This window comes from Phytopseudomonas daroniae (genome assembly GCF_004327285.1).
In the GTDB taxonomy this organism is placed as follows: domain Bacteria; phylum Pseudomonadota; class Gammaproteobacteria; order Pseudomonadales; family Pseudomonadaceae; genus Aquipseudomonas; species Aquipseudomonas daroniae.
On the sequence record NZ_QJUI01000017.1, the window covers coordinates 48,186 to 69,800 of the forward strand.

21 protein-coding genes are annotated in these 21,615 nt (G+C 61.4%); 9 read left to right on the forward strand and 12 right to left on the reverse strand.

The genetic code is table 11. The features are described 5' to 3' along the window. Positions 1–68 precede the first annotated feature (68 nt). Positions 69–752: an HAD superfamily inactivated hydrolase PcrP gene (gene pcrP, locus DNK06_RS18760; protein WP_131181517.1), complete on the forward strand. Its 684-nt coding sequence runs from the start codon at positions 69–71 to the stop codon at positions 750–752. A gap of 163 nt (positions 753–915) precedes the next feature. Further along, a complete protein-coding gene (locus DNK06_RS18765) occupies positions 916–1,182 on the forward strand; it encodes a DUF4404 family protein (protein ID WP_131181518.1) in 267 nt (88 codons plus the stop codon). Between the two features lie 59 nt (positions 1,183–1,241). Here the strand turns inward: DNK06_RS18765 and queF are convergent, their stop codons facing one another. The 4 genes from queF to DNK06_RS18785 form a co-directional block, all read right to left on the reverse strand. Beyond that, positions 1,242–2,069: an NADPH-dependent 7-cyano-7-deazaguanine reductase QueF gene (gene queF / locus DNK06_RS18770; RefSeq protein ID WP_131181519.1), complete on the reverse strand. Its 828-nt coding sequence runs from the start codon at positions 2,067–2,069 to the stop codon at positions 1,242–1,244. 67 nt (positions 2,070–2,136) lie between these two features. After that, positions 2,137–2,835 carry an orotidine-5'-phosphate decarboxylase gene (pyrF, locus tag DNK06_RS18775; protein ID WP_131181520.1) on the reverse strand — a complete coding sequence of 233 codons (699 nt, stop codon included), beginning with the start codon at positions 2,833–2,835 and terminating at the stop codon, positions 2,137–2,139. Between the two features lie 70 nt (positions 2,836–2,905). Next, entirely contained in the window at positions 2,906–4,117 is a 1,212-nt protein-coding gene (locus tag DNK06_RS18780) for a winged helix-turn-helix domain-containing protein (RefSeq protein WP_131181521.1), read from the reverse strand. A gap of 249 nt (positions 4,118–4,366) precedes the next feature. Then, on the reverse strand, positions 4,367–5,122 hold the full coding sequence (locus tag DNK06_RS18785; protein WP_131181522.1) for a sulfite exporter TauE/SafE family protein: 756 nt from the start codon (positions 5,120–5,122) through the stop codon (positions 4,367–4,369). 109 nt (positions 5,123–5,231) lie between these two features. On the opposite strand from DNK06_RS18785, the gene DNK06_RS18790 reads away from it, so the two are divergent. After that, on the forward strand, positions 5,232–6,197 hold the full coding sequence (locus DNK06_RS18790) for a LysR family transcriptional regulator (RefSeq protein ID WP_131181523.1): 966 nt from the start codon (positions 5,232–5,234) through the stop codon (positions 6,195–6,197). A gap of 110 nt (positions 6,198–6,307) precedes the next feature. Here DNK06_RS18790 and exaC read toward each other — a convergent pair whose 3' ends face one another. Continuing rightward, positions 6,308–7,828: an acetaldehyde dehydrogenase ExaC gene (exaC, locus tag DNK06_RS18795; RefSeq protein WP_131181524.1), complete on the reverse strand. Its 1,521-nt coding sequence runs from the start codon at positions 7,826–7,828 to the stop codon at positions 6,308–6,310. A 312-nt stretch (positions 7,829–8,140) separates the two neighbouring features. Between exaC and DNK06_RS18800 the strand changes: the two genes are divergently transcribed. Continuing rightward, a complete protein-coding gene (locus DNK06_RS18800) occupies positions 8,141–8,593 on the forward strand; it encodes a hypothetical protein (protein WP_131181525.1) in 453 nt (150 codons plus the stop codon). 332 nt (positions 8,594–8,925) lie between these two features. Further along, the gene (gene mqo / locus DNK06_RS18805; protein WP_131181526.1) at positions 8,926–10,536 is read left to right on the forward strand and encodes a malate dehydrogenase (quinone); all 1,611 of its coding nucleotides are present in this window, start codon (positions 8,926–8,928) and stop codon (positions 10,534–10,536) included. Positions 10,537–10,642: 106 nt separating this feature from the next. On the opposite strand, the gene DNK06_RS18810 is transcribed toward mqo, so the two are convergent. Next, a complete protein-coding gene (locus DNK06_RS18810) occupies positions 10,643–11,371 on the reverse strand; it encodes an amidotransferase (protein WP_131181527.1) in 729 nt (242 codons plus the stop codon). Between the two features lie 192 nt (positions 11,372–11,563). On the opposite strand from DNK06_RS18810, the gene DNK06_RS18815 reads away from it, so the two are divergent. Next, a complete protein-coding gene (locus DNK06_RS18815; protein WP_131181528.1) occupies positions 11,564–11,755 on the forward strand; it encodes a hypothetical protein in 192 nt (63 codons plus the stop codon). Positions 11,756–11,851: 96 nt separating this feature from the next. Continuing rightward, the gene (locus tag DNK06_RS18820; protein WP_131181529.1) at positions 11,852–12,118 is read left to right on the forward strand and encodes a PepSY domain-containing protein; all 267 of its coding nucleotides are present in this window, start codon (positions 11,852–11,854) and stop codon (positions 12,116–12,118) included. A 573-nt stretch (positions 12,119–12,691) separates the two neighbouring features. Here the strand turns inward: DNK06_RS18820 and DNK06_RS18825 are convergent. The 5 genes from DNK06_RS18825 to DNK06_RS18845 form a co-directional block, all read right to left on the reverse strand. Continuing rightward, positions 12,692–13,579 carry an AEC family transporter gene (locus DNK06_RS18825; RefSeq protein ID WP_131181530.1) on the reverse strand — a complete coding sequence of 296 codons (888 nt, stop codon included), beginning with the start codon at positions 13,577–13,579 and terminating at the stop codon, positions 12,692–12,694. Between the two features lie 172 nt (positions 13,580–13,751). Then, positions 13,752–14,549 carry a transglutaminase family protein gene (locus DNK06_RS18830; protein WP_131181531.1) on the reverse strand — a complete coding sequence of 266 codons (798 nt, stop codon included), beginning with the start codon at positions 14,547–14,549 and terminating at the stop codon, positions 13,752–13,754. Continuing rightward, positions 14,546–15,496, reverse strand: coding sequence for an alpha-E domain-containing protein (locus DNK06_RS18835; RefSeq protein ID WP_131181532.1), 951 nt, complete (start codon positions 15,494–15,496; stop codon positions 14,546–14,548). The genes DNK06_RS18830 and DNK06_RS18835 overlap by 4 nt, the downstream gene beginning before the upstream one ends. Before the next feature lie 270 nt (positions 15,497–15,766). Further along, a complete protein-coding gene (locus tag DNK06_RS18840; protein WP_131181533.1) occupies positions 15,767–17,176 on the reverse strand; it encodes a circularly permuted type 2 ATP-grasp protein in 1,410 nt (469 codons plus the stop codon). Between the two features lie 410 nt (positions 17,177–17,586). Beyond that, the gene (locus DNK06_RS18845; protein ID WP_131181534.1) at positions 17,587–17,928 is read right to left on the reverse strand and encodes a ribonuclease E inhibitor RraB; all 342 of its coding nucleotides are present in this window, start codon (positions 17,926–17,928) and stop codon (positions 17,587–17,589) included. A gap of 249 nt (positions 17,929–18,177) precedes the next feature. Between DNK06_RS18845 and DNK06_RS18850 the strand changes: the two genes are divergently transcribed. Both DNK06_RS18850 and DNK06_RS18855 read left to right on the forward strand, forming a co-directional pair. Beyond that, positions 18,178–18,456 (forward strand): hypothetical protein, encoded by a 279-nt coding sequence (locus DNK06_RS18850; protein ID WP_131181535.1) that lies wholly within the window; start codon positions 18,178–18,180, stop codon positions 18,454–18,456. 146 nt (positions 18,457–18,602) lie between these two features. Next, a complete protein-coding gene (locus DNK06_RS18855) occupies positions 18,603–19,193 on the forward strand; it encodes a lectin (protein WP_131181536.1) in 591 nt (196 codons plus the stop codon). 156 nt (positions 19,194–19,349) lie between these two features. Here DNK06_RS18855 and DNK06_RS18860 read toward each other — a convergent pair whose 3' ends face one another. After that, positions 19,350–21,431, reverse strand: a complete 2,082-nt coding sequence (locus DNK06_RS18860) for an LTA synthase family protein (protein ID WP_131181537.1) — start codon at positions 21,429–21,431, stop codon at positions 19,350–19,352. Positions 21,432–21,615: the final 184 nt, after the last annotated feature.

Genomic DNA, 21,615 nt, shown 5'->3' on the forward strand with positions numbered 1-21,615 from the left:
CCAGCGTCACGGCATCGTCATATTGGCTTGTCATGGTAGACGCGATCATCGCCAGGGAACGACATTGCATGCCCCAGCCAGCACTCTCCGCAATCACCCCCTCCTTCACCGCCATCCTGTTCGGCCTCTCCGGTTGCCTGGTGGATTTCGGGGCCCGTAGTGCATCGCTGGCCGGCGCTCGCCATCTCACCCTGATCCGCGAAGATGGCGGCCCGGCACGCAAGCCCGATGCCAGCGGCCCGCATGATATAGAAATCTGCGCCGAGCCGACCCCAGGGGCGCTGGCGACCCTGCGCAGCCTGCACGAGCAGCGCGTACCCTGCGCCTGGCTGGATGAGTTGCCGGAAGCACTCGCCACGAAACTGACAAGCCAGCTGCCCGAATGGCTGGCGGCCTCCCCGCTCTGCTCACAGCGCAACTGGCCGGCGCCGGATGCCTGCTGGCAAGCGTTGAGCACCCTGCAGATCGACCGCCTGGATGGCTGCGTGCTGGTCAGCGGTGAACCGCGCCTCCTGCAGGCGGGCCTGAATGCGGGATTGTGGACAGTAGGCCTGGCCGCCTGCGGCTCCCTGGGCGGTCACGCTCTCGCCGACTGGGAAATGCTGGACAGTATCCAACGCGACCGCCTGCGCGCCGAGGCAACGCTGACGCTCTACCGGCTGGGCGCCCATTCGGTAATCGATCAATTGACCGACCTGCCCGCCTGCCTGGACGATCTGCAGATTCGTCGCAGCAAGGGCGAAAAACCCTAGGGCCTGTTGGCGTTTCAGCGCAAGCTGCTGCAATGCGGTGCAATAACTGCGTTGCTTCAGGTCAAGCGCAATGCTTTGGGCTGGATTATCTTGAAGATGAAGTAATGACCTTTCGTCGTCCTGCACGGTCAATTGTTTTGCCTATCAAGAAAGGGAGAGTCCCATGCCTGCGAACCATCTGCAGCAGCAACTGGAAGAGCTGCACAAGCAACTGGCGCAGAATCCGCCAATAAGCGAGGAAGATCGCGAGTCGCTTATCCTGTTGGCCCGTGACATCGAGCTGCAACTGGCTGCTCAACCAGTCACCACGCCCGATGCCTCGTTGATCGACGGGGTCAATCTGGCCGTGGAGCGCTTCGAAGTGAGCCATCCGACCCTGGCCGGGAGCCTGCGCAATATCATGCAAAGCCTGGCAAACATGGGCATCTGATACAGCGGCGCAATAAAAAAACCAGCCTGAAATGGCTGGTTTTTTTATTTGTGAGACGCTTACTGCCTGACCAGGCGCCGGTTCTCCGGCAGTTGAGTCAGTGTCGTCCGATAGGGATTGATATCCAGCCCACCACGCCGTACGTAACGTGCGTAGACGGTGAGGTACTCCGGCCGCAGCAATCGCTGCAGATCCAGGAAAATGCGCTCCACGCATTGCTCATGGAAGTCGGCGTGCTGACGGAAACTGACCAGGTACGCCAGCAGGCTCGCGGATTCAAGCGCCGCACCACGATACTCGACCACCACACTGCCCCAGTCCGGCTGGCCGGTCACCGGGCAATTGGATTTGAGCAGATGGCTGTGCAGGCTTTCCTCGACGACGCGTGAAGTATCGCAATGCAACAGCTCAGGCCGAGGAGCCGTGTAGTTGCTGATGCTGACGTCCAGATCGTCGATACAGGTACCTGGCAGTGTGGCCAGGCCCTCCTGCTCTACCTCGTCCAAACGGCGCACACGCACACCAACGGGCTTGCCGGCAGTCGCGGAAAGATCCTTCTCCAGCACCGCCACCAACTCTGCCTCAGTGGCGAATACAGACTGATTCAGCGAGTTGAGGTAAAGCTTGAAGGACTTGGACTCGATGATGTTCGGCGAGTCGGCGGCAATCGTGAATTCACCGATCGCCACCACCGGCTTGCCGGACGGCAACAGCCAGGACAGTTCGAAACAGTTCCAGAAATCCACACCCCGATACGGCAGGGTTTCCGCGCTCAACCCCAGCTCGGCCCACTTGGCCACTCGCGGGATGGGAAACAGCAGTTCGGGCGAATAGGTGGCGATGTACTCGCTGCTCTTGCCTAGCGGCGAATGTTCCACGGAATGCATGACGGTTTACCTGCAACGCAATGAATGCGGCGACTGAATCGCCGCCGTACAAGAATGGATGGACGGATCAGCCCAGCTCGGCAACCAGTTTGGCCAGCGCGGCGGCTGGGTCAGCGGCCTGACTGACCGGACGGCCGATCACCAGGTAATCGGAACCGGCTTCCAGCGCCTGACGCGGCGTGAGAATGCGCCGTTGATCGTCCTGCGCGCTGCCAGCCGGGCGGATGCCCGGCGTGACCAATTGCAGCGCAGGTTGAGCGGCTTTCAGCGCTGGCGCCTCCAGAGCCGAACAGACCAGACCGTCCATACCAGCTTTCTGGGCCAGCGCAGCCAGGCGCAACACCTGCTCCTGAGGTTCGATATCCAGGCCGATACCGGCCAGGTCTTCACGCTCCATGCTGGTCAGCACGGTCACGCCGATCAGCAGCGGCACCGGGCCATTGAACTTGTCCAGCGTCTCGCGGCAGGCACTCATCATGCGCAGGCCGCCGGAGCAATGTACGTTGACCATCCACACCCCCATCTCGGCCGCGGCCTTGACGGCCATGGCAGTGGTGTTGGGGATATCGTGGAATTTCAGGTCGAGGAACACCTCGAAACCGCGCTCACGCAACGTGGCGACGATATCCGACGCACAACTGGTGAACAGCTCCTTGCCCACCTTGACCCGGCACAGCCTGGGGTCGAGCTGGTCAGCCAGGGCAAGCGCAGCCTCCCGGGTCGGGAAATCCAGGGCAACGATGATCGGGGTCTGACAAACGGACATGGGACAATTCTCGAAGGAGCCAAATTCGGCGCGCATTGTAGCCTAAGCCACTGTCGATTGCCGTCGCCCTTTACAGATGGCGGCACAGCCGCCGAGCCGCGTCACTGACACAGTTGAGCTGCACCTCGCCCAGGCCCAACCAGGCCGCCATGTCACGCAACGCCCGGGCCAGCGCCGCCATGCCCTCCTCATCCAGCCCCTTCGGTTCGAGGTGCACGGCATGCACGGCCAGGCGCCCCAGCTTACGCTCCGCACGAATATCCAGGCGCGCGGCGATATGCTCGCCGTACAGGAACGGCAACACATAATAGCCATACACCCGTTTGTGCTGCGGCGTGTAGATTTCCAGGCGATAGCGGAAATCGAAAAGACGCTCGGTACGCGCCCGCTCCCAGATCAGCGAGTCGAACGGCGACAGCAACGCACAGGCCATCACCTTACGAGGAAGCTTGAAGGATTGCTGACAGTATGCAGGCTGCGTCCAACCGCGCACCTCGACGCGGCTCAAGGTGCCCTCCTCGAGCAGTTCATGGATGCGCGCCCGACTGTCCGCGGGCTCCAGGCGGAAGTAGTCGCGCAGATCCCGTTCCGTGGCGACACCCAGTGCGCGCGCCGCCTGCAAAACCAACTGGCGCTGCGCGTCTGCCACATCCACTTCCGGGCACTGCAACAAGGCAGCTGGCAGCACGCGCTCCGGTAGATCGTACAGGCGCTCGAAGCCACGGCGCCCCGCCACCGTCACGTCACCGGCGGCGAATAGCCATTCCAGTGCCAGCTTCTCGGCACTCCACCCCCACCAGGGGCTGTTGCGCGGCCGCTCCTGCACCAGGCTGCCCGCACCCAATGCACCGCGCTCACGCACGGCCTGCAATACTTGACGAATCAGCGGCTGCTGCTCACGGCCGAACAATGCCAGCCCCTTGTAGATACCGCGCCCTTGCCGAGCACGCTGCATACGCCAGCGCATCAGCGGGAAGGACTCCAATGGCAGCAGCGAAGCCTCGTGGCCCCAGTATTCGAACAGCGTACGCCTACGTCCCTGGCTCCAGGCCGCCTGTTGCAGCAATAGCGGATCGTACTGACCGAGGCGCGAATACAGGGGCAGGTAGTGCGAGCGTACCACGGCATTGACCGAGTCAATCTGCAGCACACCCAGGCGCTCGATCAGGGCGTTCACCTGCCGGGCACCCGGTGCCGCGGTGCGTGAGCGCCCGGCAAAGCCCTGAGCCGCGAGCGCAACACGACGGGCCTGGGGCAATGACAGGGAGTCGATCAGGGGCATGGGGCTACCTGGAATATGACGACGCTCCCACACAGTAGATCATCACCGCGCGCAGACCAAGCCGGCAGTCCAGCCGTTCATATGCACAGCGGTCGTCCCGCAATGGGCTCTCGGTTTCCTGAAACGCCTTGGCGCGGTTAAGCCGCGGATCCTTCAGGCGCGTCGTTCAACGATGCCAGCGTCATGCGGCTGCGCAACGAACCCGCTCGCAGGCCAGCGAAACACTGATCGACCAAATCGTCGAAGGCTTCAGACTTTGATCCCGAGCATCAGCGCGCAGATCAGCAGAAACACGGTGAACAGTACCCGCAACAAGCGCTCCGGCAAGGCATGGGCCAGACGCACGCCCCAACTGATGCTCAGTAGCCCGCCAATCGCCAGGGGAATGGCCAGCGCCCAATTGACATGACCATGCAGCGCATAGGTCACCAGGGTCACGCCGGTACTCGGCGCCGCCAATGCCAGCGACAAACCTTGCGCTACCACCTGAGAAGTGCCGAACACACTGGTGAGAATCGGCGTGGCGATGACGGCGCCACCAACCCCGAACAGCCCACCAAGCAGCCCCGAACCACTGCCCAACACCGCCAGCCAAGGCCAGGGATGACGTAGTTCGCCCGAGGCTGCCGGCGGCCGCAGGCACATGCGCAGCAGATTGTAGAAAGCCAGCGCGACCAGAAAACCGACGAACGCCAGGCGCATGGATTCCGGATCGAGATTCACCGCCCAGCCGGCGCCAAACAGCGCACACACGAAGCTGCTCAGGGCCAGCGCCAGGGCGTGACGCAGATCGATGCGGTTGCGCTGATGGTAGCGCCACAGCGCCAGCAGCACGTTAGGTACCACCATCACCAGCGCCGTACCCTGAGCCAGTTGCTGATCCAGCCCGAACATCACACCGAGTACCGGAATCGCAATCAGACCACCACCGATACCGAACAGACCACCGATGGTACCCAGCAGCAGGCCAAGTACGATATTGAGAGCGAATGCGAGCAGATCCATGAGGCAGTCCGAGGAAAGCGAAGTGTGCGCATCCTACCCGCTGCCGATTGGCGGGGTAACGCACAGCCCGGCATAATGGTTGTGCGAATCACGCAAAGATAGATACATCATGAACCCAGATGCCCTGACCGACCAACTCAGCCTGTTCCTCGACGTACTGGAAAGCGGCAGCTTTTCCGCAGCGGCCAGACTGCACCCGCTCACGCCCTCAGCGGTATCGCGGCGTATCGACGCGCTGGAGCGCTCCCTCGATTGCAGCCTGTTCAGTCGCAGCACCCACGCGGTGCGTGCAACACCCGCCGGACTGGCCTTTGCCGAACGGGCCAGGCGGATTCTTGCCGAGCTGCATCTGGCGCGCGCCGAGGCGGTGTCGCTGAGCAGCGCCCCGGAGGGCCTGATCCGTATTGACGCTCCAGCCCCCTTCGGTCGCCGCCACCTGGCGCCCGCCATCGCCGATTTCCTGACTGCCTATCCGGGGCTGGATGTGCAACTGCGGCTGATCGACAGCTTTATCGACCTGCATGGCGCCCATTTAGGCGAGGTGGATCTGGTACTGCGTATCGGCCCGCTGGCTGACACGCGTCTGGTCGCCACTCCGCTGTCGCCGCTGATCCGCGTGGTCTGTGCCAGCCCAGTCTACCTGGAACGCCACGGTGTACCGCGAACGCCTGCAGAACTGCTGGAACATGACGGCCTGGACTGGGATGGCCTGGCGCCCGCCTATGCCTGGCGCTTCGAAAGCGAAGGAAAGCTTGCCATGTATCGCCCCCGCCGCCTGCGCATGACGGCCAACAATGCCGAAACGCTGGTATTCAGCCTGCTTGCCGGACTCGGTGTGGCCCACCTGCCAACCTGGCTGGTCAGCGAATACCTGGCCCGTGGCGAACTGGTCGCGCTGTTTTGCGAGAACGGCTTGCCGGCTCCGGAGCCCAGCGGCATCTATGCCTTGCGCCTGGAGCGCGATGCCGATTCACGCAGCCGCCTGCTCCTGGAGTTTCTGAAGAACCGTTTCGGGCCGATTCCGCCCTGGGATATCCCCCTGCAAAGCGGCTTGCAGCGTGGTGCCGGCAACTGAGACACCAATAAAAAACGCGGCCGAAGCCGCGTCGTGATTATTCTGCTTCTGCCTGGCAACACCTCGGCAGCCGGCACACCAGTGCATGTGCCGGCTGATCGACGCCTCGATCAGAAGAAGCCCAAAGGATTGATGTCGTAGCTGATCAACAGGTTCTTGGTCTGCTGATAGTGGTCGAGCATCATCTTGTGGGTTTCGCGCCCGACCCCGGACTTCTTGTAGCCGCCAAAGGCAGCGTGCGCCGGATACAGGTGATAGCAGTTGGTCCATACGCGGCCGGCCTTGATGCCGCGGCCCATGCGGTAGGCGCGGTTGATGTCGCGCGTCCACACACCGGCGCCCAGGCCGAACTCGGTGTCGTTGGCGATGGCCAGGGCTTCGGCTTCGTCCTTGAAAGTGGTCACGCCGACCACCGGGCCGAAGATCTCCTCCTGGAACACGCGCATCTTGTTGCTGCCCTTGAGCAGGGTCGGCTGGATGTAATAACCGCTGGCCAGGTCGCCCTCGAGTTTTTCCGTGGCGCCGCCGGTGAGCAGCTCGGCCCCTTCCTGCTGAGCGATCTCCAGGTAGCTGAGGATCTTGTCGTACTGCTGCTGCGAGGCCTGGGCGCCGACCATGGTCTCGGTGTCCAGCGGGTTGCCGCGCTTGATGGCCTTGATCTTCTTCATCACCTCGACCATGAACGGCTCGAAGATCGACTCCTGCACCAGCGCCCGGGACGGGCAGGTACACACCTCGCCCTGGTTGAAGAAGGCCAGCACCAGGCCTTCGGCAGCCTTCTCGATAAAGGCCGGTTCGGCCTGCATGATGTCTTCGAAGAACACGTTCGGCGACTTGCCGCCCAACTCCACGGTGCTCGGAATGATGTTGGCGGCCGCGCATTTCATGATATGCGAGCCGACCGGGGTGGAACCGGTGAAGGCGATCTTGGCGATACGCGTGCTGGTGGCCAGCGCCTCGCCGGCTTCACGGCCGTAGCCCTGAACGATATTGAGCACGCCCGGCGGCAGCAGATCGCCAACCAGTTCGGCGAACACGCTGATCGACAGCGGCGTCTGCTCGGCGGGCTTGAGCACCACGCAGTTGCCGGCCGCCAGGGCCGGGGCCAGTTTCCAGGCGGCCATCAGCAGCGGGAAGTTCCAGGGGATAATCTGCCCGACCACGCCCAGCGGTTCGTGGAAGTGATAGGAGGCGGTGTGTTCGTTGATCTCCGCAGCGCTGCCTTCCTGGGCACGGATGCAGCCGGCGAAGTAACGGAAGTGGTCGGCGGCCAGCGGCACGTCGGCATTGAGCGTCTCGCGCACGGCCTTGCCGTTGTCCCAGGTTTCCGCCACGGCGAGCAGTTCGAGGTTGGCTTCGATACGGTCGGCGATCTTCAGCAGGATCAGCGCGCGATCCTGTACCGACGTCTTGCCCCAGGCATCGGCGGCGGCATGGGCGGCGTCCAGGGCCTTGTCGATGTCCTTGGCGTCGGAACGGGAGAATTCGCCGATCACCGAGGCATCCACCGGACTGGTGTTGGTGAAGTACTGGCCGCCTACCGGCGCGACGAACTCGCCACCGATGTAGTTGCCGTAGCGCGGTTTGAGGGTGACGACGGCGCCTGCGGTACCTGGTTTGGCATAAATCATGTGAGTGACCTCTACTTTTTATGGAAGCCTGTCCTCTGAGGAGAGAGACAAGTCTTGGTTCGATTCCGGATAGCGCCTGACCGCAATGAGCCCTGGCAGAGATCGCCTGGTCATTGGCAGTAGCCGCAGAGAGGCATGGCAGAGCGCATGGGTGCCAGCCTGCTATCAGGGTAGACGCTCGCCAGCGCTTTCGCCGCTGACACCCTGCTCGCTGCATGTGGCCTTGAGGCGGCGCACCTTCGGGAAGATTCAGTGAACATTGCGCCACGCCAGCCGGTCACCTGATCACAGTACGAAGCCTGGGAGACGACGATGAAAACACTCACTGGATCGGTGGTTTTGCTTGCTGCCCTGTTCATCACCGGTGTGCAGGCCGACGATGACGGCCTGTCGTTGCAGCAGCAACGCGAAAAGATCGGCGATGACATGGTTCGCGATCGCACCGGGGCGCCTCCCGCTGACGGAGGCGGTGTCGGCCAACCGGCAACGGATCAGAATCAGCAGCAACAGCCCAACCAGGTGCCTGACCAGCAAGCACCGCGCAGCACGGTCAACTCCCCTGCCCGGCAGAATCGCTCTGCCGAACCGGCGGGCAACCCGGCCGTCGAGCGACAGCCCTCGAATCTGACGCCAGGGGCACCCGCTGATAATGGACAGCGTTCACCGACCATTCAGGGTGGTTCGACAGATACGCCTACCGCGCCGAGCGCACCGGGAGCCGCTGGTAGCACGGGCGGTTCGGCGACAGGTGGCGCGAGCAATTGAGGCGGGAATCCGCCAAGCCGAGCGCTGTTCTTGTGAGCAAGAGGCGGATTTTCGCCATCTGCCTCACGAAAACATGACAAACATATTGATACAGATCACCAGTTCATTGACCTGCGCTCGTTTCGGCATCGGTTTTGCTTGCTGCCGGCCGCCTGCGACGAATGCGCGCACTTGAAGGTAAATCACCCGGTGTTTCAAAAAAATCACCGGGGCTGACCGGTTTCGCAGAACGGAACCTGGCAGCACGCAACAGGCGATGCAGCTTCGCTACCCAGGGTTGTACAGAGCCGGTCGTGCCGTCATGCAATTACATTAATGAAATGGTCTGTCTAATGAAAAAACTCCTGCTGTCCCTACTGTGCTTGAGCGCGCTCGGCTGCGCCAAGCAGCCCGAACCGGAAAAATCCGTGGACGTCCTGCTGATCGGCGGGGGCATCATGAGCGCAAGCCTCGGCACCTACCTCAACGAGCTGGAGCCGACCTGGAAAATCGACCTGTACGAACGCCTGCCGCACGTTGCCGACGAAAGCTCCAACCCGTGGAACAACGCCGGTACCGGTCACTCGGCTTTCGCCGAACTGAACTACACCCCGGAAAAGGCCGACGGCAGCATCGATATCAGCAAGGCCGTGGCGATCAACGAATCCTTTGAGATCTCCAAGCAGTTCTGGGGCTATCAGGTCGAGAAAGGGATCCTCAACAACCCGAAATCGTTCATCAACAACGTGCCGCACATGAGCTTCGTGTGGGGTGACAAGAACACCGAGTTCCTGAAGAAGCGCCACGCGGCTCTGCAACACAGCTCGTTGTTCCGCGATATGCAGTTCTCTGATGACCCGGAGCAGATCAAGCAGTGGATCCCACTGGTGATGGAAGGCCGTGAGCCGGGCGAGAAGCTGGCTGCCACTCGTGTGGAAATCGGCACCGACGTCAACTTCGGCGAAATCACCAACCAGTTGCTCGACTCGCTGTCGCAGAAAGACGAGTTCAATGTGCACGTACAGCATGAAGTACGTGACATTACCCGCGCCGACGACGGCAGCTGGAACGTCACCGTGGCCGACCTGGCCAATGGCGACAAGCTGAGCACCATCAACGCCAAGTTCGTGTTCATCGGTGCCGGTGGTGGTGCCCTCAAGCTGCTGCAGAAATCCGGCATTCCGGAAGCTGACGGCTATGCCGGTTTCCCGGTCGGTGGTTCGTTCCTGGTTACCCGTAACCCGGAAGTGGTCGCCAAGCACCAGGCCAAGGTCTACGGTCTGGCCTCGGTCGGCTCGCCGCCCATGTCGGTTCCGCACCTGGATACCCGTGTGATCGATGGCCAGAAAGTCATCCTGTTCGGGCCATTCGCGACCTTCTCCACCAAGTTCCTGAAAAACGGCTCGCTGCTGGATCTGTTCAGCACACTGACCACCCACAACATCATGCCGATGACCCACGCCGGTCTCGACAACATGTCGCTCAGCACCTACCTGATCGGCCAGCTGATGCTCAGCCAGGAAGATCGCATGCACTCGCTGCGTGACTACTTCCCGGAAGCTCAGGACAAGGACTGGGAACTGGTGCAGGCTGGCCAGCGCGTACAGATCATCAAGAAAGACCCTGAGCTGGGCGGCGTCCTGCAGTTCGGTACCGAAGTGGTCAGTGCCGAAGATGGCTCCATCGCTGCGCTGCTCGGCGCTTCGCCAGGTGCTTCCACTGCCGCGCCGATCATGCTTCACCTGATGGAAAGAACCTTCAAGGACAAGATCAAGACCGCAGAGTGGCAGGCCAAGCTGAAGGAGATCATCCCCTCCTACGGCCAGACCCTGAACAACAACCTGGAACTGACCAACAAGACCCGCGCCTGGAGCAGCGAGCGCCTGCAGTTGACCTTCGTCGAGGTCAAGCCTGAGCAGGAGCAAGCTGAAAAACCCGTAGAGGTCGAGGCTGAAGCCCTGTAATACCGCTTGAACGGGTGCCTCCACGCAAGGCCCTGCACCTACAACAACGGCCCGTCAGGGCCGTTGTCGTTTCTGGCATCCAAACCAGGGGGGCTCGGCTATAGGCTTACGCCGGCTCGGCGTTGCGCCCGTTGGCGATGAAACGCAGCATCCACTCACCGACCGTGCGCCCGTGGTGGATCTCGTGCAGGCTGTCCACGGCGACGCGGTACACCGACTCGCCGATGTGCTGCTGGCGGATATCGAGCAAGGCGCGCGAGTACTCGGGCACGAACTCCGGATGCCCCTGGAAGCACAGCACCTGATCACCGATACGGTAGGCTGCATGCGCGCAGAATGGGCTGGAGGCCAGCAGCGTGGCGTTTTCCGGCAGGCGAGTGATCTGATCCTGGTGGCTGATCAGTAGCGTCAGCTCTTCGAGCGACGGCGTCATCCAGTCCGGTTTTTCGGCCAACTGGTAACGGTGGATACCCACACCCCAGCCACCGCTCGCACGCTCGGCCTTGCCGCCCAGCAGCAGCGCCAGCAACTGGTGTCCGAAACAGATGCCGAGCAGCTTGTCACCGGCCTGATAACGCTCGAGCAGATAAGCCCTGAGGGTCTCGATCCACGGATCAGTGGCGAACGAATCGGCTTTGCTACCGGTGACCAGGTAGGCATCGAAGCGCACATCGGCCGGCGGGTAGTCGCCGTTCATCACGTTGAACACACTGAAGGTGGCAGCAATGGCCTGCCCGGCAAAAAGACGTTCGAACATCCTGCCGTAACCCTGGTACTGGTCGACCAGCTCGGGACGCAGAATATCGGTTTCCAGAATGCAGATCTGCAACGACATGGACAGTACCTGAAAAGAATAATGACGCCGCTAAAGCGTGCCTGTGCCCGCCGAGCAAGGCAAGAGGCCAACTGCCAAAGGCGTCATCAGTCGTTTCGATAGCTGCCATGAAGAACATTTACTTCTGTCGGGTACGCCCGAAGAAGATGATTCGCTCATCGGCCACCGACCCCTCGAAGCGAGCGCCGCATCATGCACAGACAGACCGTCAGATATGCACGCAACGGCGCCTTTGGCGCTATCGCCCTCTACCTGCTGATCGCCGTACCGCTGCTTGGCCTGAGCATGCACAGCGGCTCGAGTGCCGGGCGTTATGCGTCGATACCAGGCACGTCGACCACCGCGCAGCCAGTATCCGCAACAGCGATCCAAGCGAGCCATTGAACGAAGCAGTTTTCCTGAACCTGCAGCGAAAAGGCGTACTCGAAGCTTCAACGCCTGAAAGCAGGCGTATCTTCCCGAAGAAAAAGGAGTTTTACGATGCTCAAGAAGACCCTGACTGCCCTCACCGCTGCCGCCGCCCTGAGTGCCGGTTTCGCCATGGCCGATCGTCCTGGTGCTGACTGGATCAGCATCGAACAAGCCCTGAGCAGCGCCAAGCAGGCTGGCTTTACCCAGGTTCACAAGATCGAGGCCGACGACGACGGTTACTGGGAAGGCAAAGGCATCAAACAGGACAACCGCCTGTATGAATTCCGTATCGACGGCAAGTCGGGCAAGGTCATCCGCGAGCAGTTGGATGACTGAGCTGAGGTAATCCGAAAAACCGGCCGTCTGGCCGGTTTTTTGTTGCCTGCCATCCCTGGCGGCAACCCTGCGGGCCGTCGCAAGCGACGTCAAAAATAGCTCCCGGCCATTTTTTGTTGCCTGCCATCCCTTGCGGCAACCCTACGGGCCGTCGCGGAGCGACGTCAAAAATTGCTCCCGGCAATTTTTTGTGGGTTTCCCCTTGGATCTTGCCGATCCTGACGAACGGTAAACGAGCATTGCAAGGCATGAACCAAGCCGCGCGGCGTCTGGCGCAGGGGTATGCGAAAGCGGCCAAGGGTTCCATAACTGTGCGGCACTCTCAGGCACTATGCTAGGAACCAACTGATATAAAAAAACAGAACATCCGCTCTACAGTGAATACATGCGCCGCCGGGTCTTGCTGGGGCGATCGCTGGGGGATACGGCACTCACCGGCCCACACGACAACAATCAAAAGGTAACGGCCATGTTCAAGAAGCCCAAATTCCGTCAGGCGGGACTGATCCTCTTTGCGACTGCAGTGCTTTTGATCCTGCCCAACCTGAGTCGGATGATCGGCTGAGCGCGCTGTCAGTTCACCAGTGGCATCCACCAGGCCAGAATCAGCGGTAGCAAACCAACCGCCAACACGGTTGAGCACAGCACCAGGCTGGCAACCTGTTCGGGCGAACGATTGGCGCGCACGGCAAACAGATAGTTGAACACCGCGACCGGCATGGCTGACTGCACCACCAGCACCGCGTGAGTCAGCGGCTCCAGTGCGAGTGCCGCACCGACTCCCCAGCCGACCCCTGCCCCCAGCAGAATGCGCAGCGCGCCAAGCAGCAGCCCGGAACCGAGGTGATGCAGGCGAATGCTGGCGAGCGAGACACCCAGGGTCAGCAACATCAAGGGAATCGTCATACCGCCCAGCAGGCTCACGGTATTGCCCAGCCAGCGTGGCAGTTGCAGGTCGAAGAAAATCATTGGCAGTGCCAGCAGCAGGCTGATCATGATGGGGTTACGCAGCAGATCCCGAAACGATGCTGCATTGCCCGACAGCGCGATACCTACGCTGAACTGGAAAATCGACAGGGTCAGAAAGAACGCTACAGCCAGCGCCAGACCGTGTTCACCAAAGGCATACAGGCTGATTGGCAGCCCCATGTTGCCGGTGTTGGGAAACAGGAAGGCCGGCACCAAGACCTTCCACTGCTGGCGAAACAGCCGGCTGAACAGCCAACCGAACAGCCCCATGCAACCAGTAGCCAGCACACACCCCACAGCCATGCTGGTGAACGCCTGCGGGTCGAGGTTGGTACGACTCAGGGTCGCCAGCACCAGGCTTGGCGTGCCGATGGACAGCACCAGGCGGGCGATGAAATCCGTGGGGTAGCTCTGGCCGCTGCGGGCCCAGGCATAACCGATGCCGGCGACGATGACCACCGGCGCCAATACAGCGAACAACTCGGCCAACATGGCCATTCCCCTCGGGGCAAAACGCCCATCCTAGGAGGGATAGGCAACTTGTCGCAAGTCGTACAAGTGCAATCGACCAATCCTTGATGCCGCTATCGGGCCTGGAGCCCGACGCAGAAGCGCACGAAGGTCACGATCGCGGGCAGAGCATCAGATCCCTGCCCTCACCCGATTACTGCTCCTGCGCGACAATCAGCGGTTCCACATCGACCCGCGCCATCATCCGTTCACCACCACCGCCACGGCGCATGCCGCGTACCGGGCAGGCATCCAGGTAATCCAGCCCTACCGCCAGTTTCAGATGTCGCTCGGGTCTGGCCAGGCAGTTGGTCACATCGAAGCTGTACCAGGCGCCCTCCAGCCATGCTTCGGCCCAGGCATGGCTGGCCAGGTGATCACGGCTATCGGTGAACAGGTAGCCCGATACATAGCGCGCCGGAATGCCCAGGCTGCGGGCGCAGGCGATGAAGGCATGCGCATGATCCTGGCAAACACCCTGGCGGCCGGCAAAAGCCTGCGCGGCGCTGGTTTCCACCTCGGTGACGCCCGGCAGGTAGCTGATATGGCCATTCAGGCCGTGCATCAGATCGATCAAGGCGTTGCGGTCACGGCGACGCGCGCATTGCACGGCGGCAAAATCACGCAGCGCCTCGTCCGCTTCGGTCAGGCGCGTGAAGCGCAGGAATGGCAGCGCCGACTGGCTTTCGTGCTCGGCGTCGCTGGACTCGTCGATCTCCACCTGGCCACGGGCGCCAATGACGATCGACTCGTGCGGCTCGTCCAGGGTCAGCACATGCAGGATGTTGCCGTACGGGTCACGCTGCGCCCGCACCGGACGCGGCAGATCCAACTGCCAGCTGAGTACCTGCTGGCGCTCGCTGTCGTGGGGTGTGAGACGCAGATACTGGATGCTGGCACGTACCTGATCTTCGTAGTGATAGGTGGTGTTGTGGCGGATGGACAGTCTCATGCGACCTCCAGATAGGACGTGTGAATGGCGCGACCCAGTTCGTGCACCTGCCCGATGAAGTCAGTCAGCCAGGCGTGCAGGCCCTCCTCCAGCACCTCATCGATGCTGGTGTAACGCAACCGCGCGTCGAGTTCGGCAGCCAGGCGCTGTGCCGGGCGGCCGTTTTCACCGGGCAGGTTGTCGAGCATCAGGTACAACTCGTCCATGCAGGCACGCAGCGAACGCGGCACTTCAGGACGCAACAACAGTAATTCGGATACCTTGCGCGCGCCTGGAGAGCCGCGGTAGACCTCGGCGAACGCCTCGAACGACGACAGCGCGCGCAGCAACGCGCTCCACTGGTAGTAGCTGTGGGCCGGGCGGCCATCGATCTCGTCGATGTCCTCGCCCAGCAGCTCGTAGCGCGAATCGAGCAGGCGCAGGGTGTTGTCGGCTCGCTCGATGAAGGTGCCAAGGCGAATGAACCGATAAGCCTCGCCACGTACGATGGTGCCGAAGGTGGCGCCGCGAAACAGGTGCGAGCGTTCCTTGACCCACTCGCAGAAACGACTGATGCCGTAACGGCCCAGGCCCTGCTCGGCGATGCCGCGAATCTCCAGCCAGGTGGCGTTGATGTTCTCCCACATATCCGCGGTGATGCGTCCACGTACCGCATGGGCGTTGCTACGTGCAGCACCCAGGCAACTGTAGATGCTCGCCGGGTTCTGCGCATCCAGCGCGAAGAAATGCAGCATGCGCTCGGCGTGCAGCGGGCCATGGCGCTCCTGGTATTCCTCCAGGGTGCCGGTGATGAGCAGTGGCATCGCCAGCTCATCGAGGCCGTCGCGGCGGCCGTCCTGCGGCATCAACGACAGCGAATAGCTGACATCCAGCATGCGCGCGAGGTTTTCCGCACGCTCCAGATAGCGGGACATCCAGTACAGATCGGAGGCAGTTCTCGATAGCATAATCAGGGCGCCCTCATGCTAAATGGCGAGCCGCGTTGGCGCTGTGAGCCTGCCAGGCAAGGCGCGGGACGCAGGCGATGGCCACTCCCTCGTCAAGTCCCGCAACGCAGCATGGCGGGCTCACAGCGCCAACCCGAAGGGCCACGCCTCGCAAGGCGCAATCCGGCGTCATTCGTCGTTCATTTGGAATAACCAAATCTCTCTCCTCATTCCTTGTCTTGCGCCTTGCGGGGCAGCGGCGCGGCCGTCATTTAGCGTGAGGGCGCCCTGTTAGTCCTCCACCACCCAGGTGTCCTTGGTACCGCCGCCTTGCGACGAGTTGACCACCAGTGAGCCCTCACGCAGGGCTACACGTGTGAGCCCGCCGGGTACCAGGCGGGTTTCCTTCCCGGACAGCACGAAGGGTCGCAAATCGATATGCCGCGGCGCGATGCCGTTTTCGACGAAGGTCGGGCAGGTCGACAGGCACAGGGTCGGTTGCGCGATGTACGCTTCCGGCCGGGCGATCAGACGCAGGCGAAACGCTTCGATCTCCGCCTTGCTGGCGGCCGGCCCGACCAGCATGCCGTAACCGCCGGAGCCCTGGGTTTCCTTGACCACCAGATCCTTGAGGTTGGCCAGCACGTGGGACAGTTCGCTGGGCTTGCGGCATTGCCAGGTCGGCACGTTCTTGAGGATCGGCTCCTCGTCGAGGTAGAAGCGGATCATCTCGTCGACATAGGGATAGATCGACTTGTCGTCAGCCACACCGGTGCCAATGGCATTGGCCAGCACCACGTTGCCGGAACGGTAGGTGGACAGCAGCCCGGGCACGCCGAGCATCGAATCGGGATTGAAGGCCAGTGGATCGAGGAAGTCGTCGTCGAGACGGCGATAGACCACATCGACCTGCCTGGCGCCGGAGGTAGTACGCATGAACAGTTTGTCGTCGCGCACGAACATGTCTGCGCCTTCGACCAGTTCCACGCCCATCTCCCGGGCCAGAAAGGCATGCTCGAAGTAGGCGCTGTTGAAACGGCCCGGCGTCAGCACCACCACGGTCGGATTATCCAATGGGCTGGAGCTCTTCAGGGTATCGAGGAGCAGGCTCGGGTAGTGGTCGATCGGCGCGATGCGCTGGTTGGCGAACAGCTCGGGGAACAGACGCATCATCATCTTGCGGTCTTCGAGCATGTAGCTGACACCGCTGGGCGTACGCAGGTTGTCTTCAAGCACGTAATAGGTGCCGTCGCCATCGCGCACCAGATCGACACCGGCGATATGGGCATACAGGTCGCGGTGCAGGTTCAGCCCCTGCATCGCCATCTGATAGCCGTCGTTGGCCAGCACCTGCTCGGCGGGAATCAGCCCGGCCTTGATGATGCGTTGATCGTGATACAGATCGGCGAGAAACATGTTCAATGCCTGCACCCGCTGGATGCAGCCACGTTCGACGATGCGCCATTCGCTGGCAGGAATACTGCGTGGAATGATGTCGAAAGGAATCAGCCGCTCGGTGCCCTGATCGTCCCCATAGAGCGTGAAAGTGATGCCAGCGCGATGAAAGAGAAGATCCGCCTCGCGACGCCGTTGAGCCAGCAACTCCTGTGGCGTGTCCGCCAGCCAGCGGGCAAAGGCCTGATAATGCGGACGACACGCGCCATCCGTCAGGTGCATTTCGTCATAAAAGGTGCGGGCCATGCCGAACTCCATTGCCACCCGGGACTACATGATCCGTAGCAAAGCCCGAGCCATCAAAATTAATCCTTTAAAATCAATCGCTTCAAACAAACAAAAGCAGACAACGCACCAAACAGGGGCGAGCAGTAATCGACAGACAGGCACCATGCCCCAAACCGTGGCGTAGCCACGAATCACTCTGTTCAGTTCGACCTGCATGCAGCGCGATACGCGCAATAAAAAAGTAACAGGAGGCTACGGCTAACGCCCGTGACCATGGTCTGGGAGGCAGCCTTCTAAAAGATGGCAGACCATAAAAAATGGCCGGGAGCCATTTTTAACGTCGCTTGCGACGGCTCGCAGGGTGGCCGCCAGGAATGGCAGGCCATAAAAAAGACCAGCACGAGGCTGGTCTGTTGGTGATGGGGGTATCAGCGATGCGGCAGCGATACTTCCTGAGTGACACCCCAGCCATCCAGCTTGCCGCCTAGCGGTGCTACCACCGCCTCCATGTCCTGCTCGAAATCATCTATCCCCGCATAGGTGACATGCATCACTTTGCTCACCTGCAGGTGCCACCCACCCTCATCGCGTTCGGTCACCAGGGCATGCAGCGATTCGCCACGAAAATTGCGTGTCGCCTTCAAAGCGCCATCTTCATCAGGGAAGATCGCGTAGAACTCGATGGGATGGACACTGGCGAAATCGAACCCTCCTTTTTTCATCCGACCTAAAACGCCACCACTGACATCATCGTGCAAGACTGTGCTCATAACGTTGATCTCCATCAGGTGAAAGGTTGGATCGCCGAACCAACGGCTCCCCATTTGCCTGGTCTGGATGGTCGGTGCAGGCCGTAGAAGTCGGCCCTGCCACTCAGGATAGACCGCCCAGCGGCTTGCGTCGTTCCTGTCGCATTGCCATGCTATACCCATTCATGAAAGCAACGCCCGCTTGCCGGTGTGTTTCGATCAGGGATCGTCGTGCAGCCTCTGCGGGCCAGACTACACGAGGTATCACTTATGAGTACGCTACAGTGCACCCACCGCGACCACCGCATCAGTGCCGAGGTCATGGAGCATCCGGGTATTCCGACTCCATGGGCCGGCGGCTGCCGGATTACCGCGCCGGACGGACGTACCACCCGACGTATGGCTCTGCCGATGAACGGAGCCTTTCTCGAAGACCTGGACAAGGCCCAACACGCCTCCATTGCCCATGGCAAATGGCTGGTCGATCAGTATCTCGATAACGGGCGGGATCTTTTCCCCGATAACGCGGCCAAACACCACGCAGCATGAGGCCGTAACGAGTGGCCCGCATCCGCAGCGGGCCACTCCATTTCAAAGCCAAAGCGCGCAAGCGCCCACTCCAGCCGGTCTCATGCCAGACAGATCCGGTCGCAGCCGTATGCGGCCGTTCCCATTCGAGACGAAGGTTGGATTTCATGGCGAAACGCACGCTTTTCATTTCCACAGTTCTGATGACCGGCATCCTGGCGCTCAGCGCCTGCAGTGACGCCGACAAGATCCCCGCCAAGACCGCCTCCGCCACCCAGAGCAGCCCGCCAAAACTGCAGGAAAAAGAGGATCTCAGCCCGTTCAGCGGTTTCGCCAGCGCTCGCTTCGGCAGTGATGAAACCGCGGTACGTGCGGCCTGGAAGGGTTCTCTGCGCGACGGGGGTGGCACCTCCGACACCTGTCGTCAGCTGTTCCAGGATCCGCGGCCAGCCGATGGCTTCGGTATCTCGTTCATGCTGGAGAACGGGATTTTCGTACGTTACGACATCGATACGCGCGAACGTAAGGCACCACGAGGTTTGCAGGTCGGCAGCAGCGCCCAGCAGATTCGCGCCACCTTCCCCGGCCACTTCGAAGAACAACCGCACAAGTACGTCGAAGGTGCCAGCGATTTTATCGTCAAGCCCTTCATCGACAGCGAAGCCCGCCTGGTTTTCGAGACCGATCCCAACGGTCTGGTAACCCGCTGGCGAATCGGCATGCCGCCCGCCGTTTTCTATGTGGAAGGCTGCAGTTGAAGTGACGATAAGGCGAGGCGCTGATTCGTCTCGCCCCGCGCGTAGGAGCCCCGCCCCGGGGCGATTCGATTGCTGATATGCAGCCTAACTCGCGGTGTGGCCACCAATCGCCACGGGAGCACGGCTCCTAGTGATCGTATGTAGGAGCCCCATCCACTATGGCTTATCGGGCATGCCATCCACCACGCCAGCAGTGTTATCCAGCAGGCTCTTGGTAGCTGTTTGCAGAAAACCTTCGAGACGCTTCTTCAACGCTTCATCGACCGGCCCTTCGATGCGCTCGGCAATCGGCTTGGCACCCAGACTGTAGCGATACAGGCGCGGTTCGAAGCCCTTGGGCTGCACCAACACCTGATCGGGCGTGACGATAGCCACCGTCTGGTCACCGCCCGATGGCTTGATCACCCCGATGCCGCCATCGCCTTCAGGCAGATTGAGCAGATCACGCCCCCAGCACTGGTGGCGTACCTCGCCGCCGAGGCGCCCCATGATGGTCGGTACGATGTCGACCTGAGTACCAACGGTATGGCTGACCTTGCCGAACTTCTCCTGGATACCGGGCGCGATCAACAGCAACGGCACGTTGAAACGTTGCAGATCCATCTCGGTGACCTGATCGAAGCCACCAAAACCATGGTCACCTACCACCACGAACAGGGTCTCCTTGAAGTAAGGCTCCGTGCGCGCCTTCTCGAAGAACTGCCCAAGCGCCCAATCCGAATAGCGCATCGCAGTGCGGTGCAGGTTTTCCCGGCCATCGATCAGCACCGGCTCTACCGGCAGATCCCTGGGCAAGGCGTAAGGCGTGTGGTTGGACAGCGTCTGCAACAGTGCATAGAACGGCTTGTCGCCGTAATGGGTCTTCAGCTCCAGCGCGCCACGGTCGAACATGTCCTGATCGGAAACGCCCCAGGTGGGATCCATGAACACCGGGTCGACGAAATCTTCACGACCAATGAAGTTGGTCATGCCCTGGTTACTGAAGAAGCCGGACTGGTTGTCCCACTGGAAATTGCCGTTATAGACGTACAGGTTGTCGAAACCACGGCCGCCAAGCAGCTGCGGCAGCCCGGAGAACTTGTGGGCGCCTTCCGGCGTACGCATGAGGTACTCGAAGCCCGGCAGATTGGGAAAACAGGCCATGGTGGCGAACATGCCCTGATGGGTATGGGTGCCATTGGAGAAGAAGCGGTCGAACAACAGCCCTTCCTGGCTCAGCTTGTCGAAATAAGGGGTGATATTGCCCGGCGCGCCGAGGGCTCCGACGGAATGCCCGGCGAAGCTCTCCATCAGGATGACTACCACGTTGCGGATCGGCAGCGTGCCGTCGGCGGGTGGCGTGTAGACGCGGCGGATAGCGGCACTGTCGGCATCGACCAGCTCGTCATCCTGGGTCAGCAGCATGTCACGGGTGATCTGCCGGGCCTGGTCGTCTTCCATGGTCGACTGCCAGGTGTTGTCGCGATGCGGGCCGAAGCTGGCCTGGGCGGCTGTGAACAGCGTCAGCGTACCGTTCAGGCCCAACTGGTTGGCGAACATCGACTCGGTGGTGTAGGCATCGCCCCAGCGCAGCGGCGGGCCTTGGCGCAAGTGGCCACGAGCGGCGACCACCGCGATCAGCAGGCAGAGGAAGAACACCGAAACGCGCCAGTACCAGGCCACCCTTGGACGTACGGTGGCAGCGCCAACTGGCGTCCTGGCGCGGCTGGCACGATCCAGCAACGTGAACATCCACCACAACAGGCCGGTGATGACGAACCAGACGATCAGGTAGCGCACCACCGGAAAACCGTTCCAGAGCATACCCATCACGGTGGCCTGGTCTTCCTGCAGGTACTGGAACACCAGGCTGTTCAGGCGCTGGTGAAATTCCTTGTAGAAATCCAGCTCGGCCAGGCCGAGAAACAGCGTCACGCTGGCGAAGAAGGTCAGCCAGACACGCTGCCAGCCGCGCGCGAGCATGGCGCGGGTGCTGAGCAAGGCGATCAGTAAGGGCGCGCAGGCGTACACCACCACGCGCAGGTCGAAACGCAAACCGTTGAAGAAGGCTTCAGCGAACACCGTAACCGGCGTGTCGCCGATCAGGTCGCGGTTGTAGGCCAGTAACGCGGCGCGCAGCACGGTGTACATCACCAACAACGTCAGGGCGCTGAACAGAGTGAATAGCAACTGGCTGCGTAACGGCTGGAAGGAATGCGAGGTGCTGGGAGGTGTGCCCTGAACTGCAGTAGGGGTCATGCTTGATCATCCACAAAAGACTTATGCCGCCCAGCTCACCTCGAATAACGGCGACTGGTGGCGCGCGAGTGTGTTCGTGTGGATGTGAAAATTTTGTCGATAAGGATTCTCAGCGTGCTGAAGGCCAGCTTCCCGGCAGCCCTGGGCGCCCTGTTTGAAAGTCATTTTCCACGCTGACAAGACA

Excerpts from the sequence above, each read along its gene's own strand:
- DNK06_RS18815 (WP_131181528.1), top strand. The coding sequence starts at position 11,564 with ATGCACAGACAGACCGTCAGATATGCACGCAACGGCGCCTTTGGCGCT.
- DNK06_RS18830 (WP_131181531.1), bottom strand. The coding sequence starts at position 14,549 with ATGAGACTGTCCATCCGCCACAACACCACCTATCACTACGAAGATCAG.
- queF (WP_131181519.1), bottom strand. The coding sequence starts at position 2,069 with ATGCATTCCGTGGAACATTCGCCGCTAGGCAAGAGCAGCGAGTACATC.
- DNK06_RS18820 (WP_131181529.1), top strand. The coding sequence starts at position 11,852 with ATGCTCAAGAAGACCCTGACTGCCCTCACCGCTGCCGCCGCCCTGAGT.
- DNK06_RS18855 (WP_131181536.1), top strand. The coding sequence starts at position 18,603 with ATGGCGAAACGCACGCTTTTCATTTCCACAGTTCTGATGACCGGCATC.
- pyrF (WP_131181520.1), bottom strand. The coding sequence starts at position 2,835 with ATGTCCGTTTGTCAGACCCCGATCATCGTTGCCCTGGATTTCCCGACC.
- DNK06_RS18780 (WP_131181521.1), bottom strand. The coding sequence starts at position 4,117 with ATGCCCCTGATCGACTCCCTGTCATTGCCCCAGGCCCGTCGTGTTGCG.
- DNK06_RS18765 (WP_131181518.1), top strand. The coding sequence starts at position 916 with ATGCCTGCGAACCATCTGCAGCAGCAACTGGAAGAGCTGCACAAGCAA.
- DNK06_RS18840 (WP_131181533.1), bottom strand. The coding sequence starts at position 17,176 with ATGGCCCGCACCTTTTATGACGAAATGCACCTGACGGATGGCGCGTGT.
- exaC (WP_131181524.1), bottom strand. The coding sequence starts at position 7,828 with ATGATTTATGCCAAACCAGGTACCGCAGGCGCCGTCGTCACCCTCAAA.
- DNK06_RS18825 (WP_131181530.1), bottom strand. The coding sequence starts at position 13,579 with ATGTTGGCCGAGTTGTTCGCTGTATTGGCGCCGGTGGTCATCGTCGCC.
- DNK06_RS18790 (WP_131181523.1), top strand. The coding sequence starts at position 5,232 with ATGAACCCAGATGCCCTGACCGACCAACTCAGCCTGTTCCTCGACGTA.
- DNK06_RS18850 (WP_131181535.1), top strand. The coding sequence starts at position 18,178 with ATGAGTACGCTACAGTGCACCCACCGCGACCACCGCATCAGTGCCGAG.
- mqo (WP_131181526.1), top strand. The coding sequence starts at position 8,926 with ATGAAAAAACTCCTGCTGTCCCTACTGTGCTTGAGCGCGCTCGGCTGC.
- DNK06_RS18800 (WP_131181525.1), top strand. The coding sequence starts at position 8,141 with ATGAAAACACTCACTGGATCGGTGGTTTTGCTTGCTGCCCTGTTCATC.
- pcrP (WP_131181517.1), top strand. The coding sequence starts at position 69 with ATGCCCCAGCCAGCACTCTCCGCAATCACCCCCTCCTTCACCGCCATC.
- DNK06_RS18845 (WP_131181534.1), bottom strand. The coding sequence starts at position 17,928 with ATGAGCACAGTCTTGCACGATGATGTCAGTGGTGGCGTTTTAGGTCGG.
- DNK06_RS18810 (WP_131181527.1), bottom strand. The coding sequence starts at position 11,371 with ATGTCGTTGCAGATCTGCATTCTGGAAACCGATATTCTGCGTCCCGAG.
- DNK06_RS18785 (WP_131181522.1), bottom strand. The coding sequence starts at position 5,122 with ATGGATCTGCTCGCATTCGCTCTCAATATCGTACTTGGCCTGCTGCTG.
- DNK06_RS18835 (WP_131181532.1), bottom strand. The coding sequence starts at position 15,496 with ATGCTATCGAGAACTGCCTCCGATCTGTACTGGATGTCCCGCTATCTG.
- DNK06_RS18860 (WP_131181537.1), bottom strand. The coding sequence starts at position 21,431 with ATGACCCCTACTGCAGTTCAGGGCACACCTCCCAGCACCTCGCATTCC.